General features: G+C 74.2%; 16 protein-coding genes. 9 read left to right on the top strand and 7 right to left on the bottom strand.

What is annotated here, in order from left to right; translation table 11 throughout:
* Window positions 1-88 precede the first annotated feature (88 nt).
* The 4 genes from ACIRFL_RS11540 (at window position 89) to ACIRFL_RS11525 (ending at window position 5,063) form a co-directional block, all read left to right on the top strand.
* Complete coding sequence (locus tag ACIRFL_RS11540; protein WP_404026682.1) at window positions 89-529, top strand: DUF6643 family protein; 441 nt, start codon at window positions 89-91, stop codon at window positions 527-529.
* 43 nt (window positions 530-572) lie between these two features.
* Window positions 573-1,397: an MOSC domain-containing protein gene (locus tag ACIRFL_RS11535; protein WP_404026681.1), complete on the top strand. Its 825-nt coding sequence runs from the start codon at window positions 573-575 to the stop codon at window positions 1,395-1,397.
* A gap of 452 nt (window positions 1,398-1,849) precedes the next feature.
* Entirely contained in the window at window positions 1,850-2,455 is a 606-nt protein-coding gene (locus tag ACIRFL_RS11530; RefSeq protein WP_404026679.1) for a hypothetical protein, read from the top strand.
* A gap of 166 nt (window positions 2,456-2,621) precedes the next feature.
* Entirely contained in the window at window positions 2,622-5,063 is a 2,442-nt protein-coding gene (locus tag ACIRFL_RS11525) for a right-handed parallel beta-helix repeat-containing protein (RefSeq protein ID WP_404026677.1), read from the top strand.
* Window positions 5,064-5,079: 16 nt separating this feature from the next.
* On the opposite strand, the gene ACIRFL_RS11520 is transcribed toward ACIRFL_RS11525, so the two are convergent.
* Window positions 5,080-7,440 (bottom strand): hypothetical protein, encoded by a 2,361-nt coding sequence (locus ACIRFL_RS11520; protein ID WP_404026977.1) that lies wholly within the window; start codon window positions 7,438-7,440, stop codon window positions 5,080-5,082.
* Between the two features lie 294 nt (window positions 7,441-7,734).
* Here ACIRFL_RS11520 and ACIRFL_RS11515 point away from each other — a divergent pair, with 294 nt between their 5' ends.
* Both ACIRFL_RS11515 and ACIRFL_RS11510 read left to right on the top strand, forming a co-directional pair.
* Window positions 7,735-8,568, top strand: a complete 834-nt coding sequence (locus tag ACIRFL_RS11515; RefSeq protein WP_404026675.1) for a DeoR/GlpR family DNA-binding transcription regulator — start codon at window positions 7,735-7,737, stop codon at window positions 8,566-8,568.
* 81 nt (window positions 8,569-8,649) lie between these two features.
* Window positions 8,650-9,141 (top strand): SRPBCC family protein, encoded by a 492-nt coding sequence (locus tag ACIRFL_RS11510; protein WP_404026672.1) that lies wholly within the window; start codon window positions 8,650-8,652, stop codon window positions 9,139-9,141.
* Window positions 9,142-9,297: 156 nt separating this feature from the next.
* Here ACIRFL_RS11510 and ACIRFL_RS11505 read toward each other — a convergent pair whose 3' ends face one another.
* Entirely contained in the window at window positions 9,298-10,422 is a 1,125-nt protein-coding gene (locus ACIRFL_RS11505; protein ID WP_404026670.1) for a PLP-dependent cysteine synthase family protein, read from the bottom strand.
* Between the two features lie 358 nt (window positions 10,423-10,780).
* Between ACIRFL_RS11505 and ACIRFL_RS11500 the strand changes: the two genes are divergently transcribed.
* Window positions 10,781-11,104 carry a hypothetical protein gene (locus ACIRFL_RS11500; RefSeq protein ID WP_404026669.1) on the top strand — a complete coding sequence of 108 codons (324 nt, stop codon included), beginning with the start codon at window positions 10,781-10,783 and terminating at the stop codon, window positions 11,102-11,104.
* A gap of 181 nt (window positions 11,105-11,285) precedes the next feature.
* Entirely contained in the window at window positions 11,286-11,831 is a 546-nt protein-coding gene (locus ACIRFL_RS11495; RefSeq protein ID WP_404026666.1) for an ATP-binding protein, read from the top strand.
* 78 nt (window positions 11,832-11,909) lie between these two features.
* On the opposite strand, the gene ACIRFL_RS11490 is transcribed toward ACIRFL_RS11495, so the two are convergent.
* From ACIRFL_RS11490 to ACIRFL_RS11470, 5 genes are all read right to left on the bottom strand, one after another.
* Complete coding sequence (locus tag ACIRFL_RS11490) at window positions 11,910-14,471, bottom strand: ABC transporter permease (protein ID WP_404026664.1); 2,562 nt, start codon at window positions 14,469-14,471, stop codon at window positions 11,910-11,912.
* Window positions 14,468-15,217, bottom strand: coding sequence for an ABC transporter ATP-binding protein (locus tag ACIRFL_RS11485; RefSeq protein ID WP_404026661.1), 750 nt, complete (start codon window positions 15,215-15,217; stop codon window positions 14,468-14,470). The genes ACIRFL_RS11490 and ACIRFL_RS11485 overlap by 4 nt, the downstream gene beginning before the upstream one ends.
* Entirely contained in the window at window positions 15,214-15,504 is a 291-nt protein-coding gene (locus tag ACIRFL_RS11480; protein WP_404026659.1) for an SHOCT domain-containing protein, read from the bottom strand. Before ACIRFL_RS11480 ends, ACIRFL_RS11485 begins: the two co-directional genes overlap by 4 nt.
* Window positions 15,505-16,136: 632 nt before the next feature.
* On the bottom strand, window positions 16,137-17,384 hold the full coding sequence (locus ACIRFL_RS11475; RefSeq protein ID WP_404026657.1) for an ROK family protein: 1,248 nt from the start codon (window positions 17,382-17,384) through the stop codon (window positions 16,137-16,139).
* Window positions 17,385-17,432: 48 nt separating this feature from the next.
* Entirely contained in the window at window positions 17,433-18,083 is a 651-nt protein-coding gene (locus tag ACIRFL_RS11470; protein WP_404026655.1) for an alpha-ketoglutarate-dependent dioxygenase AlkB family protein, read from the bottom strand.
* Window positions 18,084-18,228: 145 nt separating this feature from the next.
* Between ACIRFL_RS11470 and ACIRFL_RS11465 the strand changes: the two genes are divergently transcribed.
* Window positions 18,229-19,362 carry a methyltransferase gene (locus ACIRFL_RS11465; protein ID WP_404026974.1) on the top strand — a complete coding sequence of 378 codons (1,134 nt, stop codon included), beginning with the start codon at window positions 18,229-18,231 and terminating at the stop codon, window positions 19,360-19,362.
* The last annotated feature ends 45 nt before the right edge of the window (window positions 19,363-19,407 follow it).

Genomic DNA, 19,407 nt, shown 5'->3' with positions numbered 1-19,407 from the left:
ATTGGGGATCCCGGGTCACCGCCGACACGGAAAACAACCCTCTTATCGGTCTCCCCAACCAGCACATCGTGGGCTTAACTTATGTGCCATGACCTCCCCCCGCTCCACTTATGGCGGCGGCTACTACTCCGCCTCCTTCCCGGACACCCCGATCTACGACTCGCTCGTGGCCGAGCGGGGCACCCCGCAGATCGCCCCGATCCGGGTTCCCGCGGCCTACGACACGCCGGGCAGCAACCTGCCCGCGCTGCCGTCGGCCCTGCCCGCGCTCCCGGCGGGACCCTCCCAGCCGGCACCCCACTACGGCTACCAGCAGGCGCCGCAGCCCGCTCCGTTGCAGCAGGCGCCCACGGCGTACATCCCGCAGCAGGCCACCGCCCCGCGCGGCTACCCCGGCCAGCAGCCCCCGCAGCCGCGGCCGACGGCACAGGGCACCGGCTACGAGGCGATGCGCCCCGCGGCCCCACGGCCCGCTCCGGCTCCCTACCAGGACCCGTACAACAACCAGCAGCAGTACCGCGGCTACTGACCGGTCTTCCCCGGCCGCCGGTGCCCGCTGGCACGATGACGGCATGGGGAACGCCACACTGCACTCGATCCACGTCCATCCGGTCAAGGCGTTCCGGGGCGTCGCGCCCCGGGAGGCCGCCGTGGAGCCCTGGGGGCTGGCCGGAGACCGGCGCTGGGCGCTGATCGACGACGGGGGAAAGGTCGTCACACAACGCGAGGAGCCGCGCCTCGCGCTGGCCGCCGCCGAGCCCGTGGCCGGCGGCGGCGTCCGGCTGTCCGCGGCCGGGAGGGAACCGCTGACGGTGCCGGTCCCGGCGCCGGGGGCCACGGTGACGGTGACCGTCTTCGGCACCAAGGTGGAGGCCGTCCCCGCGGACGGTGCCGCGCACGCGTGGTGCGCCGGATTCCTGGGCGCGGACGTCCGCCTGGTCCACCTGGACGACCCGGCCACGCGCCGCCCGATCGACCCGGACCACGCACTGCCCGGCGAGACGGTCAGCCTCGCCGACGGCTATCCGCTGCTCGTGACCACGCTCGCCTCCCTCGACGCCCTCAACTCGCTGGTGGCCCAGGGCGACCACGCACACGAGGGCCCGCTGCCCATGAACCGCTTCCGGCCGAGCGTGGTCGTGGCCGGCACGCGGCCCTGGGCCGAGGACGACTGGTCGCGCATCGCCATCGGCGAGGTGGTCTTCCGGGTCGCCAAGCCCTGCGGGCGGTGCGTCGTGACGACGACCGACCAGGGCACCGCCGCGCGCGGCGCGGAACCCCTGCGCACGCTGGCGCGCCACCGCCGCATCGGCCGCTCGCTGGTCTTCGGCCAGAACCTGGTGCCCCGCTCGACCGGCACCATCCGGGTCGGCGACCCGGTGCGCATCCTCGCCTGAGCGCTGCGCGGGAAGGGCCGTGCCGCGCCGTCGGCCGACCGCGGCGGCGTGGCCGGCGGCCGGGCCACACGCTGATACAGCCCCGCGTTCCTTCCGGGCGCTCGGCCGCGCGATTCCAGGATCTTCAGGCCACTTACGGGGCGTGGTGCGAGACGGGGACGCCGGGACGCCGCGCGCCGGAACGGACGCCGAAAACCCGGTGCCGGGGCCCCCGGCAGTCGCGCCGCCGCCGGGCCGGGCCGCCTCCCGACGGGCGGTCCGCGTTGGCTCGATCCCGTCCTGCCGGGGAACCGGGCGCCGTCACCCGGTCGTTGCGATGGTGTGAGAAGTTCATGAGAGGTCTCGGTCGACGATGAGCAGGAGCTGAGGTGATTTCGCTCTCTCTTCGGCCGGGCCCGCGGATGAACGGCTCCGCGAGGGGTTATCACGGAGCGGGAAGGGGGTGCGGAAGGTTGCGGGCAATCAGCGGTCTCTGGCGCTGGCGGCACAACCCACTGCGCCGCGCGACCGATCTGGCCGAGGCTTGGCTGGCCCTCGGAGCGCTGCTGCTGATCGCGGTGGCCGCGCCCGTGGCCGGCTCGTTCGCCGGCACCGCGGCGCAGGACACCCTCCAGCGGTCGGTGCGGGCCCAGCAGCAGTCCCGGCATCTGATCACGGCGACCGTGGTGCGCAAGCTGGGCGACGCCCTGCCGGAGCCCGACCCGGACACCCCCATGGGCCATGACCCGCGCAGCCGCGTCCTGGCCGAGTGGACCGCCCCGGACGGCACCAGGGTGCACGGCCCGACCCTGTCACGCCTGACCTCCCCGCACCCGGGCGACCACTTCACGCTGTGGACGGACGCGCACGGCCGCACGGTCGCCCGACCGCTGGACTCCGCGACGGCGACGACCCACGCGGTGCTGGCCGGGTTCGGCGCGGCGCTGCTGACGGCGGGCGTGGTCGAGGGCGTCAGACGGACGGTCGTCTGGCGCATGGTCCGCCGCCGGTACGCGCGCTGGGACCAGGCATGGGATCGGGCGGGCCCGGACTGGGGCAAGGCAGGCACCGGCAGTTGACGGCCTGCCACCTCTGGTCATCCCACCGCCCGCGCGCACGCTACGGTGGACCGGCCGAGACACTCGGCGACGACCCGCGCGCGACGCGCCGCAGGGACCCGCGGCACCGGCCGTGCGTCCCGAGGCGAACGAGCCACGTACCACGAGGTGGGGGCACAGCAACGCCATGGCACAGGGCACGGTCCAGGTGACGCACACCGGCACATCGCGGTGGCGGCGCCGCACGGGTGAGTACGCTTCGCTCGCCGCCGCCCTGGAGGCCGCCGCCGACGGCGATGTCCTCACCGTCGCTCCCGGCACCTACCGGGAGAACCTGGTGATCCAGCGGGCGGTGACGCTGCGCGGCCCCGAGGGCTCGCCCGGCTCGGTGCGGATCGCCCCCGTCGACGGGGTGCCGCTGACGGTGCGCGCCTCGGCCGTGGTGCACGACCTGCTCGTGGAGGGCCAGGACGCCGCCGCGCCCGCGCTGCTCGTCGAGGAGGGCACACCCGAGCTGCGGGACGTGCGGGTCGTCACCCGGTCCGCGTCGGGCCTGGAGGTGCGCGGCGCCGCCCGGCCGACCGTGCGGCGCTGCACCGTGGACAATCCCGCGGGCATCGGCATCGCCGTACTCGACGGCGGGGCCGGGGTGTTCGAGGACTGCGAGGTGGTGGCGGCCGGTCAGGCGGGCGTCGCGGTGCGCGGCGGCGCGCACCCCCGGCTGGAGCGCTGCCGGGTGCACCACGCCTCGGGCGTGGGCCTGACCGTGACGGGCGAGAACTCCGCGCTGGAAGCGGTGGGCTGCGAGGTCTACGAGGTGCGCGGGGCCGGTGCCCAGGTCACCGCGCGGGCCACGGCACACCTCACCGACTGCGATGTGCACCGCACGGCCGCGGACGGGGTCACGCTCGACACGGACGCCGTGCTGACCCTCGCCGACTGCCGCATCCATGACATCCCGGAGAACGCGGTCGACCTGCGCTCCCGTTCGGTGCTCACGCTGACCCGGACGACGGTGCGGCAGTTCGGGCGCAACGGCCTGTCGGTATGGGACCCGGGCACCCGCGTGGACGCCAACCAGTGCGAGATCTTCGACAGCACGGGCGACTACCCCGCGGTGTGGGTGAGCGACGGCGCGACCGCGGTGCTGGACTCCTGCCGGGTGCACGACGTGCCGGACGCCCTGTTCGTCCTGGACCGCGGCTCCCGAGCGGACGTGGTGGACAGCGACCTGTCCCAGGTGCGCAACACCGCCGTGTCGGTGAGCGACGGGGCGACCGCGCAGCTCGACGACTGCCGCATCCGGGAGGCCGCCACCGGCGCCTGGTTCCGCGACCACGGCAGCGGCGGCACCCTCAACAACTGCACCCTGGACGGCACCCAGACCGGTGTGATCGTCACCAAGGGCGCGGATCCCACGATCGAGCGGTGCACGGTGGACGGCCCCGCGGAGGCCGGCTTCTATGTGTCGGCCGGGGGCCGCGGCAGCTTCCTGGACTGCCGGGTGACGGGCAGCGGCGGCTACGGCTTCCATGTGATAGACGGCTGCCGTACGACGCTGAGGAAGTGCCGCACGGAGCGCTGCGCGCGCGGCGGCTACGAGTTCGCGGAGGCCGGCCCCGACGCGGCCGCCGGCACGGGCCCGGTCGTGGAGGACTGCACCAGCGACGAGAGCGGCGGCGGGCTCAGGCCGCCCGTGGCCCGGGAGACCGCCGTGCAGGCGACCGGTGCCTCCGCCGGGCTGCTGGGCTCGATCCCCGGGCAGCGCAGCAGCGAGCAGGAACCGCTGGTCGCCGCAGCGGAGCCGGAGCGGCCGGCGCGGACCTCCCAGGACGTGCTCGGTGAACTCGACGCCCTCGTCGGCCTGGACAGCGTCAAGCGCGAGGTCCGGGCGCTCACCGACATGATCGAGGTGGGCAGGCGCCGCCGTGAGGCGGGTCTGAAGGCGGCCTCGGTCAAGCGCCATCTGGTGTTCACCGGCTCCCCCGGCACCGGCAAGACCACGGTGGCCCGGCTCTACGGCGAGATCCTCGCCTCCCTCGGCGTGCTGGAGAAGGGACACCTCGTCGAGGTGTCCCGGGTCGACCTGGTGGGCGAGCACATCGGGTCCACCGCGATCCGCACCCAGGATGCCTTCGAACGGGCCCGTGGCGGTGTGCTGTTCATCGACGAGGCGTACGCGCTCTCGCCGCAGGACGCCGGCCGGGACTTCGGCAAGGAGGCCATCGACACCCTGGTCAAGCTGATGGAGGACCACCGGGACGCGGTGGTGGTGATCGTCGCGGGCTACACGGCGGAGATGGAACGGTTCCTGACCGTCAACCCGGGTGTGGCCTCCCGCTTCTCCCGGACCATCACCTTCGGTGACTACGGTCCCGAGGAGTTGCTGCGGATCGTGGAGCAGCAGGCCGACGAGCACGAGTACCGGCTGGCGCAGGGCGCCTCGGAAGCGCTGCTGAAGTACTTCACGGTGCTTCCCAAAGGTGCCGCGTTCGGCAACGGCCGCACCGCCCGGCAGACGTTCGAGGCGATGGTGGAGCGGCACGCGAGCCGGGTCGCCCAGCTCACCGAGCCGAGCACCGACGATCTGACGCTGCTGTATCCGGAGGACCTGCCGGATCTGCCCTGAACGGCGACGGCCCCGGTCAGGCCGCCGGTTCCGGGCGCTGGCCGGGTACGTCCGGGCGCAACCGGGCCAGCAGCCGCTCCCGTTCCTCCGCGAACGCCGGGTCGGCCTGGTAGTCGGAGTGGCCGAGGATGGGCGCGGGCAGCGGATGGCGGGGGGTGCGGCCGTAGGCGAGGGGGTCCTTCAGCGGCCCGCGGTCCACGTCCGGGCCGCGGTCGCCGGGCAGCCGCACCGGGCCGCCGATGGGGTCGGTGAGCCGGTACAGGTTGCGCCAGCAGGCCACCTCGCGGTGCAGGGAGCCGAGTTCGGCGGGGCCGAAGTAGGCGGGGAACCAGCGGCCGTACAGGCGCTCCAGCGGGGAGCCGTAGGTGAGCAGGGCGACCCGCTTGCGCACGGACGGCGTCAACTGCCAGGCCGCGGCTGCCGCGAGGACGCTGCCCTGGGAGTGTCCGGAGATCACCAGGCGTCCCCCGGTGTGCTGCGTCCAGGTCGCCATCCGCCAGGTCAGGTCGGGCACCGCGCGCTCCGCGTAGCAGGGCGGTGCGAAGGGGTGGGCGGCGCGTGGCCAGAAGGTGCCGACGTCCCACAGGATGCCGATGGTGCGCCGTGCGGAGGGGTCCTTGTAGGCGCGGCGCCCCCAGGTGACGAACAGGACGAAGCCGAACCCGATCAGCCAGGAGCCCAGGGCCTGCGCGGTCTCGGCGGCGCCCCGCACGACGGCGTAGGTGTGCGCGGCGGCCTCCCCGGGGGTCTTCCCGGTGTCCAGGCCGCCCACCAGCGCTGCGGCGCCGAGCAGCAGCGTGGTGGCGGAGACCACGGCGACGAGCAGCGGCGCCCGGTCGGTGAGCGCGGCCATCGCCCGGGTGCGCGCGATACGGCGGGTGGTGGCCGGGTCGGCCGGCTCCTTCGGGTAGTCGAGCCGCACGGCGGCGCGTTCCGCGCCCCTGAGCCGCCAGGTGCGCCAGGACAGCCAGACGACCAGCGCCAGCAGCGCCACCAGGAGCGGCGGGATGACGGACGCCTGCCAGGTCAGCAGCACGGGCGGGCCGTCGATGGAGGAGCCGGTGCCGTCCAGCCAGTCGGCGACGCGCTGGGCGACGCCGCCCGTCATCACGCCGCCCAGCGCGCAGGCCAGCAGTGCGACGGCGGGCCCGCCCAGTCCGCGCATGGCGGCCCGCCGGCCGGCGGGTCCGGGGCCGGCGGGCGGGGTGCGGTGCAGCAGATGGGCGACCACGGCGATGACGACCACCAGCAGGCCCTGTGCCAGCGCGATGACGCCGAAGGCGGTGTCCTGCGACAGCCGTCCGGCCGACTGCCAGCCCGGCCGGGACCAGCCCGCGTAGGGCAGGGCGAGGCCGAGCAGGACGAGGGCGGCCAGCGGCAGCCGGCGTACCAGGTGTTCGTCGAGTTCCTGGTCCAGGCGGTTCTCGCTGCGGCCGCGGCGGCACACCACCCAGAGCACGGCCGCCGCCGTGCCGCACAGCGCGGCGATCAGCAGCAGGCCGAGCGTGTCGAGGACGTCGGAGCCGCCCGGCCCGCGGTCGACGCGGGCGGCGGGGGCCACGACCGCCGCCGCCACCGTCAGCAGGCCCGCGGCGGTGTGGGCGGCGCGCAGCCGGGCCACCAGCCGGCGCCCGTACCAGAAGCCGGGGCTGCCGAGCGCGGTGGGTTCCGTCTGTTCGTCAGGCTCGGGACGGTGCGGCAGCGGCGGCTGGGACTCGTAGGCGCTCCAGGTGCGCCGTGACAGGTACCAGAGCAGAAAGGTCAGGGCGGCCGGCACCAGGGCGGCCAGCGCGAGCCGGCGGCCGGGTAGGCTCCACCAGCCGTCGCCGGAGGCGGCGGGCGAGAGGAAACCCAGCCAGGAGTGGCGCGCGGCGCACGCCTCGACGCCGGCGCACTGCCAGGCCACGAGGTCCAGGGCGACCTCGCAGGCCGCCGCCACCAGCAGCACCGTGAGGGTGAGGCCGGCGAGCCGCACCAGCAGCCCGTACAGCCGTACCGTCCGCCGGTGGCCGCGGGTGGCGGGCCGCATCCAGTGGGCGAGGTTGACGACCATGAAGGGCAGCAGCAGGAGCCACAGGGCACGGGCGCTGTTGCCCGAGGTGAGATTGCACCAGACGTACGCCTCGGGGACCGGTTTGTCCCGGTAGTCCTCGGGCCGGTGCTCCGCGTCCACGTCCGCGGCGCGGCGGAAGACGGCGGCCGTGTCGTCACCGGTGATCCGCACCGTGCACGGATCGTCGAGCATCTCCTCGGGTGTGGTGCCGCCCACTCCGTGGACCAGGAGTTCCAGGTCGACCGGGGCCGTCCCGGGCCGCGTAGCGGGGCCGTCCGTACCGACCGCCCCGTCCGCCGCGGTCTGCTGCTGCGCACGCTCCACTGTTCTGCTCTTCCCCCATGACGCGCCGACGGCTTGTGTCCGTGCGGCGTTCAGGATCTCTCCGCCGCGGGTGCCGCGTACACCTCTCGTCACCGAATCTCCCCGATCCGGGTGCCCACCGGTGGAACGGACGGTGTCCGAAGGGTGGGTACGCGTCGGTGCGGGCGGTGGCGCAACGGGAAGCGACCCGTGGCAGGATGGGACGTCCGCGCACCGAAGGCGCGAGGGAACATCCTGGTCGGAGCGGGTGCGACGGGCGTGTCGGACGGCTGAGGCGAAAGGACCGGAGCGTACGTGAGCGAGAATCAGAACCTCCTCGCGGAGCAGCGCCGCGCCCTGATCCTGGACGAGGTCCGGCGCCGCGGCGGCGTCCGGGTCAACGAACTGACGCGCAGGCTCGGTGTGTCGGACATGACCGTGCGCCGCGACCTGGACGCGCTGGCCCGCCAGGGGGTCCTGGAGAAGGTGCACGGCGGTGCGGTGCCGGTCATCGAGGCGAGCACGCACGAGCCGGGTTTCGAAGCCAAGTCGGGGCTGGAGCTGAGCGCCAAGGAGGACATCGCGCGGGCCGCCGCCGAGCTGGTCGGGCCGGGCACCGCGATCGCCCTGTCGGGCGGCACGACGACCTATGCGCTGGCGCACCAGCTCCTCGAAGTGCCGGATCTGACGGTGGTGACCAACTCGGTGCGGGTCGCGGACGTCTTCCACGCGGCGCAGCGCACCTCGGGGCAGCGGGTGGGCGCGGCGACGGTCGTGCTGACCGGTGGGGTGCGTACCCCGTCCGACTCGCTGGTGGGGCCGGTGGCCGACCAGGCGATCGCGACGCTCCACTTCGACCTGCTGTTCCTCGGTGTGCACGGGATATCGGTCGAGGCCGGCCTGTCGACACCGAACCTCGCGGAGGCCGAGACCAACCGGCGGCTGGTGCAGTCGGCGCGGCGGGTGGTGGTGGTCGCGGACCACACCAAGTGGGGGACGGTGGGCCTGAGTTCGTTCGCGGCCCTGGAGCAGGTCGACACACTGGTCACCGACGCGGGGCTGCCGGCGGCGGCGCGTGCGGAGATCTCCGAGCACTTGCGCCGGCTGGTGGTGGCGGGTGCCCCGGCCGAGGACGCCGCAGACAACTGACGTACTGTCAGCTAGGCTGGGTCGGGTCAGTACCGCCAACCGCCTGTTCGCCCAAGGGATTTCGCGAGGTGATTCGCGGCCATGGCTCACGGTCTGCGCCCGGTGGGGATCGGCTTCGTCGAAACGGCCCCGGTACGCCTGGTGTTCACGCACGAGATGGCCGCGGCGCCGGACGCCGTGTTCCGTGCGCTCGCCGAGGACGTGTCCGGCTGGCCGCAGTGGTTCTCGGCGGTGACGTCCGCCCGGGCGACCGAGGGCGGGCGGGAGATCCGGCTGCGGGGCGGCACGCGGTTCCAGGAGTCGGTGATCGCGGCGCGGGCTTTCGAGGTGTACGCGTACCGCGTCGACGTGACGAACACGCCGGGCGCCCGCGCCTGGGTCGAGGAGTGGCGGCTCGCCCCGGTGGGCACCGGCACCCTCGTGCGGATGACGTTCGCCCTCGACGGGACGGGACTCTTCCGCGCCGCCGCCCGGCTGGCCCGCCCCGGCGCCGGCCGCGCGCTCCGCACCGCGGTCACCGCGCTGGACCACCGCCTGACCCACCGAAGCCCACCGGACCCCGCCCCCGCGTAGCCACCCCTCCGGGCCCGAACTCCGCCAAGCGCTCCGCTGGAAACGGCGCGATATGCCGTCGGTCGCCCGCGGCACCGTTGTGGCCGGTCGCGCAGTTCCCCGCGCCCCTTCGGGGCGCTGCCGAACCGCGGCGGTGCTCCGCCGCCTGCGCCGGCCTCAGCGCGGCCATGCCCCCGTCGTCAGCAGGGTGTCGATCGCGGACGTGTACGGCCCGATGTCCAGGCCCTGTTCCCGCAGCCAGGTGTCCGAGTAGTACTTGTCGAGGTAGCGATCCCCCGGGTCGCACAGCAGGGTGACCACGCTTCCGGTGCTCCCCTCGGCGACCATCTCGGAGACGATCTTGAGCGCGCTCCACAGGCCGGTGCCCGTCGATCCGCCCGCCTTGCGGCCGATGACCCGGTCCAGGGCCCGTACGGCGGCGACACTGGCCGCGTCCGGGACCTTCATCATGCGGTCGATGGCGCCGGGCACGAAGCTCGGCTCCATGCGCGGCCGGCCGATGCCCTCGATGCGCGAGCCGCAGTCGCAGGTGACGTCCGGATCGCCGGTGGTCCAGCCCTCGAAGAAGCACGAGTTCTCCGGGTCGGCGACGCAGACGCGGGTGTCGTACTGCATGTAGTGCACATAGCGCGCGATCGTCGCGGAGGTGCCGCCCGTGCCCGCGGTGGCCACGATCCACGCCGGCTCCGGGAACCGCTCCAGCTCCAGCTGACGGAAGATCGATTCGGCGATGTTGTTGTTGCCGCGCCAGTCCGTGGCCCGCTCGGCGTAGGTGAACTGGTCCATGTAGTGACCGCCGGTCTCCACCGCGAGCCGGGCCGACTCCTCGTACATCTTCCGTGAGTCGTCCACGAAGTGGCACTGCCCGCCGTGGAACTCGATGAGGCGGCATTTCTCGGCGCTGGTCGTGCGGGGCATGACCGCGATGAAGGGCACACCGATCAGCTTGGCGAAGTACGCCTCGGACACGGCCGTCGAACCGCTGGACGCCTCGATCACCGGCCGGCCGGGCCGGATCCAGCCGTTGCACAGGCCGTACAGGAACAGCGAGCGCGCCAGCCGGTGCTTGAGACTGCCGGTGGGGTGGGTCGACTCGTCCTTCAGATAGAGGTCGATGCCCCAGCCCTCGGGCAGCGGGAAGCGCAGCAGATGGGTGTCGGCGGAGCGGTTGGCGTCGGCCTGGACCTTGCGGACGGCCTCCTTCAGCCAGGCGCGGTAGGCGGCGTCGCTGCGGTCGGCGTCCAGGGTCTCGCCGGTCCGGGTCTGTGGGGTGGTGCTCACGACGTGGCTCCTTACACTGCGTGCCGCCGACGCCCACGGCGTCCGGACCCTCGCATCATAAGCAGCCGGCGCACCGCTTCCCACCTGCATAAACAGCCCTTTGGGCAGCTCAAAGGCGGCTGGAGGCGTGGTGCGGCCATCTCGCTGGGGGCGCAGTGCGCCCCGTGCTCCGTGCGCGACCCCCGTGGGGACTTCGCGCACTGGTGCTCGGCGCCGGGTGCGGGCAGACTGCTCGGGGTGCGGGGGCCGCACCCCGCGCGAAGGCGCACAATGGATCACGGAACGGACGGACGGCGGCGGTCCCGCCCGGGGCGGGGTCCCGGTCCGGCGGGCGAGAGACGCGAGGGGGCGGGGAAGGATGGCGGAGCCGGAGTTCACGGCCACGGGCGTCCGGATAGACAAGCGGCTGCGGTCGCTCACCCGGGCCGGGCAGGTGCGGATCAGCGACGGCAGGGTGGAACTGCTCACCAGCTACGGCAGCGAGATCGACAGCGCGCCGGTCCAGGCGGTGCGCGCCTCCAAGCCCTGGTTCGCCCCGGACGACCGGGCGCTGGCCGACCTCAACGGCCACCGGTACCTGCTGACGCTGGGCGACGAGGACCCCGCGCCCGGCCGCTCCGGGCCGCCCGCAGCGCGCCGGTTCATCGAGGCGGTGCGCCGGGCCGCGGGCCGCGGGGACTGAGTCACGGCGAGTTGCGCACTTCTGTGTCCTGGGTCACTCTGGTCTCACGTCACTCTGGGTTTACCGGCGATAACGCTGTGAACCAGCCCGCCGGACATGACAGCAGGCGACCGTGGACACCGGCCGCTCGCTGGATCCGTACTCCGTGTTCTTCCGGACCTCATGTCGGGGAGTCGCAGCCGTGATCAGTCACCCAAGCAGGCACTGCACGGTGGAGCTGCAAGCCCTGCCGTCGCGGATCGGCCAGATCCGCAGAATCGTATCTGCGCAGTTGCGCTACTGGCATATGGACCCGTTGATCGACCGGGCGGCGCTCGGTGTCACGGAGTTGTTGACCAACGTCCACCAGCACGCCCGGCCCGACAAGTCGTGCACCGTGGAGATCGAGCTGCTGCCGGACCGGCTGACGGTCTCCGTACGCGACCACGATCCGCGGCTGCCCGTGGCGGCCGACCTCAAGGACGTCGCACCGCTGGACACCTGCGGGCGCGGGCTCGCCATGGTGGCCGCGCTGAGCGAGAGCTGGGGCGCACGACCGGACGGCGACGAAGGGAAGGTCGTGTGGTTCACGCTCCCGGCGCGCGCGGAGGCGAAACCGCAGCGGGCGGGCGCTCCGCGCGGTACGGCCCGGGAACGGCCCGCCCCCCGTCTCCCGGAGGTCGAACCCATCGGCTGCGCGCCCGCCGCCGCGCCACGTGCTCCCGCCCGGTCGGCCGTTGCCGGCTGACCGGGCGGTGACCTCCCCCTAGGTCCTGTCCTCAAACCCCCGCCTGCCGCACGATGTTTGACGACAGGACCTGGCCCGTCACTCGGCGGCGATGGCCCGCAGCACGTCCAGGCGGGCCGCCCGCCGGGCCGGACGCAGTCCCGCGAGCCCTCCTGCGGCCAGGCCCACCAGGGCCACCACACCGAGCCGCCCCGGCGCGAGCGCGAAGGCGAAGGCACTGTCGCTCGCGCCGTCCGCCGCCCGCACCAACACCCAGCCGAGGAACGCGCCGAGACCGATCCCGCCGGCCGTGCCGAAGGCGGCGACCAGGACCGACTCCCAGCGGACCATGGACCGCAGTTGCGGCCGGGTCTGGCCCACGGCCCTGAGCAGGCCCAGCTCGCGGGTGCGTTCGTGGACGGCGAGCGTCAGGGTGTTGGCGATGCCGAGCACGGCGATGAACACCGCGAGAGCGAGCAGCGCGTAGACGAGCGTCAGCATCATGTCGATGCCGCCGGCCGACGACTGCGCGTACTCCTCGCGGGTCTGCACCTGGGGATCGCCGTACCGCGCGGCGGCCTTCACCACCGCGGCCCTCCCGGTGTCCGCGCTCACGCCGTCCTTGAAGGACACCGCCACCAGGCGGTCGGAGTCCTGGGTGCGGTGCGGCGCCCACGCCGCCCGGGTGATCACATAGTCGCCGGCGAGTTCCGAACGGCCGTAGAGCGCGCGCACGGTGAAGTCCGCCCGGGTGCCGTCGGCGAAGGCGAGCCGGGCGATGCCGCCCAGGGCCAGACCCTGCCGGTCGGCCTCCTTCCGGGTGACCGCGATGCCGTCGGCGCCGAGGCCGCGCAGCGATCCGCTGACCGTGCCGAGGTCGAAGGTGCGGGCCAGCGCGGCCGGGTCGGTGACGGTCAGCGCCCGTCCGCTGCCGTTCACTTCCGCCACGCCGCGGCCGAGCCCGACGGCGGTGCCGACCTCGGGCAGCCGTTGCAGCGCCGGGGCCAGCGCCGGGCTCAGCCCGCTGCCGCCCGCCCCGAACGACGGGGTGCTGACGGCGACATCGCCCGCGAAGGACCGGGCCACGGTCTCGTCCATGGTGGCCTTCAGGGAGGCACCGAACACGGTGAACAGCGAGACCACGGCCACGCCGATCATCAGCGCGCTCGCGGTGGCGGCCGTCCGCCGCGGACTGCGCAGCGCATTGCGCCGGGCGAGCGAGCCGGTGACGCCGCGCAGCCGGTGAAGGGGCCCGCCGAGGACGCGTACGGCGGCGGTGGAGGCGACCGGGCCGAGCACCACAAACGACACCAGCGCCGCCGTCGCACCGAGTACGGCCGGCCACACCGACGGGATGACCAGGACGCCGACGAGCGTCGTCGCGAGCGCCGACGCCGCGAGAAGAGCGCCGACGACCGCGCGCGGCCGGGAGGCCCCCGACGCGTCGACGGCACTCTCGCGCAGCGCGGCCAGCGGAGCGGTGCGCCCGGCCCGTACGGCGGGCAGCAGCGCGGAGCCGAGACAGACCACCACACCGACCGCGAGCGGCAGCGCCAGCGACATGGTCCTGACGACCAAGTCGCCCTCCGGGAAGGGGAATCCGATGGCCGGGAACAGAGCCTGCAGACCGGCGGCCGTCCCGAGGCCGCCGGCGAGTCCGGCGAGGGAGGCCGACACGGCGACGGCGCCCGCCTCCACCAGGGTGGCCGCCGTGACCTGGCCGCGTGCGGCACCCAGGGCACGCAACAGGGCGTTCTCACGGGTGCGTTGGGCGACGACGATGGCGAAGGTGTTGTGGATGGAGAAGGTCGCCACGAGCAGGGCGACTCCGGAGAACACCAGCAGGAAGGTGGTGAACACACCGAGGAACTGACCGGAGATCATGTCGGTGTTCTCCTGCGCCGACGCCTGACCGGTGATGGCCTCGACTCCCCTGGGCAGGACGGGAGTCAGCCGGTCGACGAGTTCCCGCTGGCTCACCCCGGGCCCGGCCCGCACCTGGATGCTCGCCGCCTTGCCCGGCTGTGCGGTGAGGTACTTCTCGGCGTCCGCCTGTGTCATGCCGGTGAACGTCACCTGCGCCATGCCGTCCGCGCCGCCGAAGGTGGCGAGCCCGACGATCGTCACCCGGACCGGACCTGGGGTGCGCAGCGTCGTGGTGTCACCGATCTTCAGGCCGCCCTTCGCGGCGGCGCCCCGGTTGACGACCACCTCACCGTGTTTCGCCGGGAGCCGGCCCTCGGCGAGCCGGTAGGGGTTGAGCCGCGGGTCGGTGATCCAGTTGCCGGCGAGGGTGGGCGGGCCCTGGCCGCCGACCGGTCGGCCGTCGGCGCCGAGCAGTTGGCCCGCGCCCTGGATGCTGGGCGCGGCCGCCGCGACGCCGGGGACCCGTTCCAGGGTCTTGACCAGGGCCGTGTCGACGGGGCTGCGCACACCCTGGGCCTCGCCGGGCGTGGTGATGGCGTCGGCGCCCCGCACGACGGCGTCCGTGCCCGCGGTCGCGTCGCCGAACATCGAGCCGAAACTGGCGCGCAGCGTGTCGCCCATGACCAGGGTGCCGGCGAGGAAGGCGACGCCGAGGAACACCGCGAGGAACGTGCCCGCGAAGCGGCGCCGGTGGGCGCGCAGCGAGGCGAGGCTCAGGCGTGCGGAGGTGTTCACGACCGCACCTCGAAGGCTTTCATACGGTCCAGGACCGCATCGGCGGTCGGCGAGGGCAGGCGGTCGACGAGGCGGCCGTCCGCGAGGAAGACGACCTCGTCGGCGTGGGCCGCGGCGACCGGGTCATGGGTGACCATGACGACCGTGCGGTCCATCTGCCGTACCGCGCGGCCGAGGAGGCCAAGGACTTCCGCGCCGGAGCGGGAGTCGAGGTTGCCGGTCGGCTCGTCGGCGAAGACGACGTCGGGGCGGCCGGCGAACGCCCGGGCGACAGCCACGCGTTGCTGCTGGCCGCCGGAGAGTTCGGCGGGGCGGTGGCGCAGCCGGTCGCGCAGCCCGACGACATCGATGAGCGCGTCGATCCACTCCGGGTCGCCCCCGCCGCCCGCCAGGTCCAGCGGCAGGGTGATGTTCTCCGCGACGTTCAGTGTCGGCACCAGGTTGAACGCCTGGAAGACGAACCCGACCCGGTCGCGGCGGAGCAGGGTGAGGCGGCGGTCGTCCAGGGCGCCGAGTTCGGTGCCGCCGATGAAGGCGGCGCCCGAAGTCAGCGTGTCGAGTCCGGCGGCGCAGTGCATCAGGGTGGATTTGCCGGAGCCCGACGGTCCCATGATCGCGGTGAAGCGGCCGGCCGGGAAATCGACGTCCACGCCGTCCAGGGCGCGTACGGCGGTGTCGCCACGGCCGTACACCTTGACGCCGCCCGCGACCCGCGCGGCGGTGCGAGCGGTGGTCGTGGCGGTCACGCGGCACCGTCCTTGCCCGCGCGGCCGAACCGCTCGTCCAGGACGGAGAGCCGGCGCCAGTACTCGTCCTCGTCGATCTCGCCGGTGGCGAAGCGCCGGCCGAGGACCGTGATCGGCGAGTCGGCCGCCGGGCGTCCGGCGTCCGCGGGCCACCACGGCGCGCCGCGCCCGCGTCGCACGGTGCGGCGCAGCACGGTCGCGGCGCCGATCACGACGGCCGCCCAGAACAGGGGGAAGAACAGGATCCACGGGCCGGGACCGCCGTCCCAGTTCGCCAGGGTCTGCATCTCGGGTCATCTCCTTCGCGCAAGCGGGTCGGGGGGTGCTTCACAGACTCGCTCCGGGGAGGGGCCCCGGTCGTCGTACGACCAGCGGCAGTACGGCTACCTCCCGGGGAGTACGCGGGGCCGGAGCGAATGCTCCCCGGGGTACGGCCGCAGGGACCCGGCCCCGCCCGTGGACACCTGCGGCAACCACAACACCGCGGCCCCCGCACACCCACCGGACGACGACCGCCGCGGCCCGTGTCCGGCACACCACCGGCCGACGCGCGCCGGGGACCGCACGGACGCTCCCCGAGGCCGGGCGCGAGGCGGCCGACGGCGACAGCCCGCGCGAAGCGGTCGAGCGGTCCGTGGCGGACATCAGGGGCGGGCTCTCGCCGTCGACCGGCGGGCAGAACCGCAGGACACGCACCCCGCGTCGGGGGCATCTGCGGGACACAGATCCCAGCCGGCGGCGCCGACTGCGAGGGAAACCGCCCGCGCCGGGAGCACCTGCGGGAGCGACACCCGAAGGCGGGTCCTCGCCATCCAGCGACGGGCAGGGCCCGAGGACGCCCGCCCGCGTCGGGAGGCGTCTGCGGGGCGCGGGTGCCGAACGGTGGCACCCGGTGCGCGGGAAGGGTGTCGCGCCTCGGTCAGGCCGGTTCGGGGAGGGCTGTCAGGGGGTCGTCCAGGACCGGTTGCCAGGCCAGTTCCGCCGCGCCGACCAGGCTGTTGTGGTCGAGGGTGCAGGGCAGGATCGGGACGCCGCCGCTCTGCCCCCACAGGCTGCGGTCGGCGACCACGGCGCGCAGCCGGTCCGGGTCGGCGTCCAGCAGGGTGCGGTGCAGGCCGCCGAGGATGATCCGGTCCGGGTTGAGGATGTTCACCAGACCGGCGAGGCCGAGCCCCAGGCGGTCGATCAGCGCCTCGGCCGCGGCGCGGACGGCCGGGTCGGCGTAGTGGTTGCGGACGAGGTCGTCGGCCTGCTGGAGCAGGGACACCTCGGGGCCGGGGGTGCGGCCCGCCTCGACGAGCAGCGCCAGCGGATCCGCCTCCACATCGAGGCAGCCGCGGCTGCCGCAGTGGCAGGGGCGGCCCTCGGGGTTCACCGTGAGGTGGCCGACCTCCAGCGCCAGGCCCGAACTGCCCGTGTGCAGACGTCCGTCGAGGACCAGCGCACCCCCCACGCCGCGGTGGCCGGTGGCCACGCACAGCAGGTCGCGCGCGCCGCGGCCCGCGCCGTGCCGGTGCTCGGCGAGCGCGGCGAGGTTGACGTCGTTGGCCGCGAACGCCGGGCCGGTGATCCCGGCGGCCCGCACACACTGGGCGAAGATGCGGCGCACCGGCGCGCCCACCGGCCAGGCGAGGTGCAGCGGATTGAGGGCGAGTCCCTCCGGTTCGGCCACCGCGGACGGCACGGCGAGCCCGGCGCCGACACAGCGGCGGCCCGTGGCCCGGAGCAGTTCGGCGCCCGTCTCGACCACCGAGCGAAGCACCTTCGCCGGGTCGGCGGCGACGGTCCCGCAGCCCGGAGCGGTGGCCACGATCCGGCCGCCGAGGCCGACCAGCGCGGCCCGGAACCCGTCGGCGTGCACCTGCGCGGCGAGCGCCACGGGCCCGCCCTCGGCGACCTCCAGCCGGTGCGAGGGACGGCCCTGGGAGCCGGCCGCCGCGGCCGGCCTCGGGTCGACCCGGATCAGGCCCAGCGCCTCCAGTTCGGCGGCCACCGCGCCGGCGGTCGCCCGGGTCACACCCAGTTCGGCGGTGAGCACGGCCCGGGTCGGCGCCCGTCCGGTGTGCACGAGTTCCAACGCGGGTCCGAGCGCCCCGCGCCCGCGGTCCAGCCGCGTCCTTGAGGTGGTCCCTTCCCCCGCCGCCCGGGGGTCCGCCTTGCCACTCATGGGGCCGAGTCTCCCATGATCCCGATCAGCCGCGGCCGGTAACGCAGCCTAGAAGCCGCTCACCCGCAGCGTGACGTTCAGCCGCCCGGTCAGGCCCAGCGCGGGCGGTGCCGTGCCCGGGTGCACCCGGGGCACCCCGTGGTAGGCGAGGCGGGACGCGCCGCCGAAGACGAACAGGTCGCCGCTGCGCAACTCGACGTCCGTGTACGGCTTCGTCCGTGTCGCGGTGTTGCCGAAGCGGAAGACGCAGCTGTCGCCGAGGCTCAGCGACACCACCGGCGCGTCGGAGTCCTCGTCGGCGTCGCGGTGCATGCCCATGCGGGCGTCGCCGTCATAGAAGTTGATCAGCGCGATGTCGTACGGCGCCGGCGCGACGGCGGCCGGGCCGAGCGCGTCGGCCACCGCGCGGCGGCCCAGCTCGTCCAGCCAGGCGGGGAAGGGCTTCACCGGTGCCCCGTCGCCGTCGACGGCGGTGCGCGCGTAGCCGTACGGATACCAGTGCCGGCCCAGGCACACCTGGCGCGCGGTCATGGTGCCGCCGCCGGGTGTGCGGACGGTGCGCAGTCCGGCCGGCGGGCGCGCCCACTCGCGGCACGCGGTCAGCAGCTCGTCCTGGCGGCCGGTGTCCAGCCAGTCCGGCACGTGCACGGCGCCCGGCGCGATCTCAAGCCTCGCTCTGGGAAACAGTTCCGCCTCCATGGGTTCCATCCTGCCCGACCGGCCCCGGTGCCCGAAGGGGCGCGGGGAACGGCACGACCGGCCACGATGCCGCGGCGGCTTGGCCGACGGCGCGGCACGGCCCGTCCCGCGGAGCGCTTAGATTGGACGCACGATGAACGACCGTATGACCACCCCATGGGGCGCGTTCGCGCTGTCCCGTTTCCCCGAGGATCCGCGTGACCGGCTGCGTGCCTGGGACGCTTCCGACGCCTATCTGCTGCGCCATCTGGCCGGGCTGCAGGACCCGCTGTCCGGCACGGTCGTGGTCGTCGGCGACCGCTGGGGCGCGCTGGTGACGGCGTTGGCGGAACACCGGCCGGTGCAGATCACCGACTCCTTCCTCGCCCAGGAGGCGACCCGCGCGAACCTCGCGCGGGCCGGGGTGCGGCCGGGTGCCGTACGTCTGCTGACCACCCAGGATCCGCCGCCCGACCGCGTCGACGTGCTGCTGGTCCGGGTGCCGAAGAGCCTTGCCCTGCTGGAGGACCAGTTGCTGCGGCTCGCGCCCGCCGTGCACGCGGGCACGGTCGTCGTGGGCGCCGGCATGGTCAAGGAGATCCACACCTCGACGCTCCGGTTGTTCGAGCGGATCCTCGGCCCGACCCGCACCACGCCGGCCGAGCAGAAGGCACGGCTGATCCTGTGCGCTCCGGACCCTTCCCTGGCGCGCCCCGCCGGGCCGTGGCCGTACCGCTACACGCTGCCCGACGGCATCGGACCGGCCTCCGGGCGCCCCGTCGTCAACCACGCGGGCGTGTTCTGCGCCGACCGGCTCGACATCGGCACCCGGTTCTTCCTGCGGCATCTCCCGGACGGCCGGGGCGCCCGCAGGGTCGTGGACCTGGGCTGCGGCAACGGCGTCGTCGGCACGGCGGTGGCGCTCGGCAATCCGGAGGCCGACGTGCTCTTCGTGGACGAGTCGTTCCAGGCGGTGGCGTCGGCGGAGGCGACCTACCGCGCCAACGGCCTGTCCGGGCACGCCGAGTTCCGGGTCGGGGACGGGCTGTCCGGGGTGCCGGCCGACAGTGTGGACGTCGTGCTCACCAATCCGCCGTTCCACTCCCATCAGGCGATCACGGACGCGACCGCATGGCGGATGTTCACCGGGGCGCGGCGCGCGCTGCGGCCCGGCGGCGAGCTGTGGGTGGTCGGCAACCGGCACCTCGGCTACCACGTGAAGCTGCGGCGCCTGTTCGGCAACAGCCGACTCGTGGCCGGTGACCCGAAGTTCGTGGTACTGAAGGCCGTCAAACACTAGCCGCAGCACGCAACGCCCCGAATACGGCGTCGAGTTCGCGTCGCC

Origin of the sequence: Streptomyces sp. NPDC102462 (genome assembly GCF_044765425.1) — a bacterium.
Classification (GTDB): Bacteria; Actinomycetota; Actinomycetes; order Streptomycetales; family Streptomycetaceae; genus Streptomyces.
Note: the sequence above shows the minus strand (reverse complement) of the source record. Positions and strands in the feature narration are given on the sequence as shown.

Excerpts from the sequence above, each read along its gene's own strand:
- ACIRFL_RS11475 (WP_404026657.1), bottom strand. The coding sequence starts at position 17,384 with ATGAGTGGCAAGGCGGACCCCCGGGCGGCGGGGGAAGGGACCACCTCA.
- ACIRFL_RS11470 (WP_404026655.1), bottom strand. The coding sequence starts at position 18,083 with ATGGAGGCGGAACTGTTTCCCAGAGCGAGGCTTGAGATCGCGCCGGGC.
- ACIRFL_RS11465 (WP_404026974.1), top strand. The coding sequence starts at position 18,229 with ATGACCACCCCATGGGGCGCGTTCGCGCTGTCCCGTTTCCCCGAGGAT.
- ACIRFL_RS11500 (WP_404026669.1), top strand. The coding sequence starts at position 10,781 with ATGGCGGAGCCGGAGTTCACGGCCACGGGCGTCCGGATAGACAAGCGG.
- ACIRFL_RS11480 (WP_404026659.1), bottom strand. The coding sequence starts at position 15,504 with ATGCAGACCCTGGCGAACTGGGACGGCGGTCCCGGCCCGTGGATCCTG.
- ACIRFL_RS11510 (WP_404026672.1), top strand. The coding sequence starts at position 8,650 with ATGGCTCACGGTCTGCGCCCGGTGGGGATCGGCTTCGTCGAAACGGCC.
- ACIRFL_RS11535 (WP_404026681.1), top strand. The coding sequence starts at position 573 with ATGGGGAACGCCACACTGCACTCGATCCACGTCCATCCGGTCAAGGCG.
- ACIRFL_RS11540 (WP_404026682.1), top strand. The coding sequence starts at position 89 with ATGACCTCCCCCCGCTCCACTTATGGCGGCGGCTACTACTCCGCCTCC.
- ACIRFL_RS11525 (WP_404026677.1), top strand. The coding sequence starts at position 2,622 with ATGGCACAGGGCACGGTCCAGGTGACGCACACCGGCACATCGCGGTGG.